We start from the raw sequence: 3,696 nt of genomic DNA on the forward strand, positions 1-3,696 counted from the left end.
ATCTGCTGGCCGGGCGGCCGCGTGTTCGAGCGCAGCAGAAAGCTGTAGATGCGCTTGTCGGTGACGACGTTGAGGTTCGACTGCGCGTTCTTGTCGATCGGCTTGACGAAGATGATGTCGCCCTTGTGGTTCGGCTCGACCTTCCAGGCGAGGCTGTCGCCGAGCGCCAGGGTCTCGATCTTCTCGTCAGGCTGCAGCTCGACCATCGTCGAAGTGCCGTAGGTCGCGTCGATCGCGGTGACGTTGTCCTTGTTGTACACCACGTCGCGCACGCGCGGGTCCAGGCGACCGGGGTGCGGCAAGGACTCGGCGAGAACCCGGGTGCCGCTGACGATTAACGCGAGCACGCCAACGCAAATACACCACCGCATCACCGCTGTCCCACCGTGCCCGGCGAGGGCGCCGTCTCCTGATCGCGCCGATATTCGACGACCTGGAAGCCGAGGGGATTGTCGAAGCGCCACTCGTTGCGCATCGGAGCCGCGGTGTAACGGAAGCGGACGAGCGACACCCAATTGCGGGTGACGACATCGGTCGCGGTCTTCTGGTCGGTCGAGAAGCGGACCAGCGCGGTGCGGGTGTTGGGGAACGTCACCGACTTGATCGAGACGCTGATCTCCGCGCCGGTCCCCAGCACCTTCAGCGGATTTTGGGGATTGGACGGCGTGTAGAGGTCGACGAGGTCGCGTTCGGCATCGCCCGTAGCGAGCAGCTGCGCCAGGTCGAAATTGTCCTTCAGTGCCTTCGGATCGTAGGTCTCCCGCGCTTTGACGTAGCGGACGACATTGAAGGTCGTGACGGCTTCGTCCTGCGACAGCGGTCCCTCGGCCATCGGCCGCTTGACCTCGACGAAGCCCGTCGTCTTGTCGACGACGACCATGTAGGGCTCGTAGGTCTTCAGCGGAACCAGGAGCGCCAGGGTGCCGAGGGCGCCGACCGCGACGACGCTCATGACGCTCGCAACGATCCAGGCAAAGGACCGCGAGTTGCGGTTCCGGCGCGCGATGTCGTGCTCCCAGGTGGCGCCATCGGCATAATAGCGCGGGTCGAGGCGCGGCGGCCTGTCGATCCTGATGTCCGTCAAACGTCAGCTCCTTCCCCTGCCCTGGTTCTTGATCTGCTCCGCCAGCCGCCGGAACTCTGCCGACTGCGACCAGGACGCGGCGCGCAGGCCGACGCGGACGCGCTGTCGGGCCGCGAGCTCTTCCCGGCGCGAGATGGAGGCAGGGTTCAGCGGATTGCGCACAGCGAGCCGCGCCCGATTGCCGGCGGCACCGAGCCGAAAGCCGCTGACGGTTGCGAGCACCGCGCCGAGGCGCGACCCAGAGATCGGCACGCCGCCGGCGATCGCGGCGGCGACATTGTTGATCTGGCTCAGGAGCAGGACGCCAATGATGGCGAGAAGCACGACGGGACCGATCGTCGCCCAACTGGCGGTCTTGGAGTTGGCGACCCCGTTCAGCGTGTCGATCGATTGCTGGATCAGCGAGACGTAAAAGGCGAGGAAGGCGTAGACGAGCACCTGCACCAGAAAATACTGGAGCAGGGCGCCGAGCCAGCCGGAGAAGAAGCGGGCCGTTACCCCGAACAACAGCAGCATGATGAAGATCGGCGCCAGCGCCAGCAGCAGCCACATGAAGAGCTTGGACAGAATGATGAGGAAGATCGCGAAGCCGATCAGCAGCGCCATCACGACGTAGAAGACGGCCGCGAAGATGTAGGGCCCCCAGTTGGTGAGGCCGGCGTTCTGCAGGAAGGCCTGGGTGGCATTGTTGGTCGTGTCCCACATGTTCTGGAGCGCCGACTGCACGCCGTTGACCGAGGTCAGGTTCTGGGCCGTGCCGGTGCCGTTCGCGGTGGTCACGGCATCGAGCAGCGCGTTGCCGATGGCGGAGGGGCCGTCGTTCAGGAACTTGTAGGCGAAGGTCTGGAAGTCGGCCCAGCTGGTCGCGAGCGCATAGATCAGGAAGGCGCGGAACAGCCGGAAGGCATGGTCAGCGGGACCGCCGGTCGCGGTGCCTTGCCAGATGCCAATGCCCCACACGATGACATAGAGGGTCAGCAACAGCCCCGCGACGCCCGCGGTCCCACCCGAGGTCATCGCGTTCGACAGCGCCTGATAGGCCGTCGAAACGTAGTTCTCCCCAAGGTGGTCGACCGTTTGCAGGAGGGTCGTGATGCTGAAGCTCGCCATGCTGTTTCAGATCCGCCGTATCGGACCGCAGCCGTCGAGCGTCCGGAACGGCTCGGGGACCGGTCGAGATGATGCCGGCGCGTAGGCCAGCGGCGTGCCGCCCTCATCGGGCGAACACGGCGCCTTCAGAGGCTTGTAGGCACATCCGGCCAGCGGGAGAGCCGCGGCCATCACGACCAGGAGGCGACGCATCACTTCTTCGGCTCGGTGAAGGTCATGGCTCGGACGAGGCCGCTGTCCGGATCCGGCCTGGCGGCTGCGGCGGGTTCGCCCGGTCCCTTCGGCGCGGACCGCAGCAGCGCCGCACCGATGGCGGCCACGGTCATGACCGCTGCGACGACGATGACGAGAGGCTTGGGCATGAGCACGCGCGTCTCCTACTGCGTGAACTTCATGGCGCGCGCGACGGCGGACTCGGCGGCGATGCGATCGAGGTTCGCCTGGTTGGCCGCGGTCGCGGCGTTGTTCACGACCCCGTTGAGCTCGTTGATGGTCTGCCCGGTCTGGATCTGGACCTGGGTGTTCTGGTCGACGCTGCCCTTGAGGTCGGGCGCCTGGCCGATCTGCTGGCCGCCTTGCGTGAAGGCCGAGGAGCGCTGCTGGATCGCGCCTTGGGTCGAGGTGATCAGGCCCGAGAGCGTCGCCGCGACGTTGACCGAGTTTCGATAGGCGGTGTCGACGGGATGCGCCGCCCCCGTCGTCAGGCCCGTGATCGACTGGACGAGCTGCAGCCCGTTGATCAGCGTCGAGACGATGTTCTGGGAGGCTGCCCCCATGCCGGCAAACGACAGGGCACCGCCGGAGATGACCGATCCAAGCGAGGGCGCCTGGGCCATGGTGAAGCCGCTGCCGAGCGCCATCTGGGCGAGGCTGCCCTGGGCCTGCGAACTGCGATCGCCCGTCACGGCCGCGAGCGTCTTTTGAGTGAAGGTCATGATCTGCTGGTCGGCATTCAGGATCTGCTGCGTGCTGGTCGCGATCTCCTGCGCTTTGGCGAGGTTGGCATTGTCGATGACCGGCAACAGCGCGCGGGCTTCGAACGGCACCAGGATGGCACCCACGCTCAGGGCGATGGCGACGACGCGAAGAGACTGCATGCCGATCTCCTATTGGGCGCTGGTTTGAAGGGTCTGCAGGGCGGCCGCGAGCTCGGCCGGCAGAACGGCGGGCGGCGCCATGACGAAGACGACTTCGACGCCATTGCTCACGCTACTGCTGACGCAGGTAGCCGCGGAACCGGTGCAGATCGCACTCCGGCACGGGTCGGCCGCGCTGCCTGTTCCCAGCAGCCCTGTCGGACAGACACCCACAAGCGTGCTCGGCGCGTTGGCGACCGTGGTCCGCATGGCGATCGCGGTTCGGCTGGCGTCGCTGGTCGCCGCGAGGTTGAGCGCATTCAGCGGCCTGCACCCAAAGGTTCGCCGCGCCGGTCACACTGTTCCAGGAGAGACCGTTCTGCAGGCGCGCCGCCGAGTTCATGTCGAGGGCGGCCATCACGGTGG

The 3,696-nt window shown here is 66.5% G+C and carries 6 protein-coding genes; 1 reads left to right on the plus strand and 5 read right to left on the minus strand.

Annotation, left to right across the window (positions count from 1 at the left end; translation table 11 throughout):
• The 5 genes from HUU96_RS13055 to HUU96_RS13075 form a co-directional block, all read right to left on the minus strand.
• Positions 1–272: TrbG/VirB9 family P-type conjugative transfer protein (locus HUU96_RS13055; protein ID WP_217430326.1), on the minus strand; the 272-nt coding region annotated here is incomplete at its 3' end.
• Between the two features lie 98 nt (positions 273–370).
• Complete coding sequence (locus HUU96_RS13060; RefSeq protein WP_217430327.1) at positions 371–1,084, minus strand: virB8 family protein; 714 nt, start codon at positions 1,082–1,084, stop codon at positions 371–373.
• Between the two features lie 3 nt (positions 1,085–1,087).
• Positions 1,088–2,194, minus strand: a complete 1,107-nt coding sequence (locus HUU96_RS13065) for a type IV secretion system protein (protein ID WP_174293196.1) — start codon at positions 2,192–2,194, stop codon at positions 1,088–1,090.
• 191 nt (positions 2,195–2,385) lie between these two features.
• Complete coding sequence (locus HUU96_RS13070; RefSeq protein WP_174293197.1) at positions 2,386–2,562, minus strand: hypothetical protein; 177 nt, start codon at positions 2,560–2,562, stop codon at positions 2,386–2,388.
• 9 nt (positions 2,563–2,571) lie between these two features.
• Positions 2,572–3,216: a type IV secretion system protein gene (locus HUU96_RS13075; RefSeq protein ID WP_217430328.1), complete on the minus strand. Its 645-nt coding sequence runs from the start codon at positions 3,214–3,216 to the stop codon at positions 2,572–2,574.
• Between the two features lie 154 nt (positions 3,217–3,370).
• On the opposite strand from HUU96_RS13075, the gene HUU96_RS14990 reads away from it, so the two are divergent.
• Positions 3,371–3,696: hypothetical protein (locus HUU96_RS14990; RefSeq protein ID WP_217430329.1), on the plus strand; the 326-nt coding region annotated here is incomplete at its 3' end.

This window comes from Sphingomonas bacterium, assembly GCF_903644135.1.
GTDB lineage: Bacteria > Pseudomonadota > Alphaproteobacteria > Sphingomonadales > Sphingomonadaceae > Sphingomonas.

Excerpts from the sequence above, each read along its gene's own strand:
- HUU96_RS13065 (WP_174293196.1), bottom strand. The coding sequence starts at position 2,194 with ATGGCGAGCTTCAGCATCACGACCCTCCTGCAAACGGTCGACCACCTT.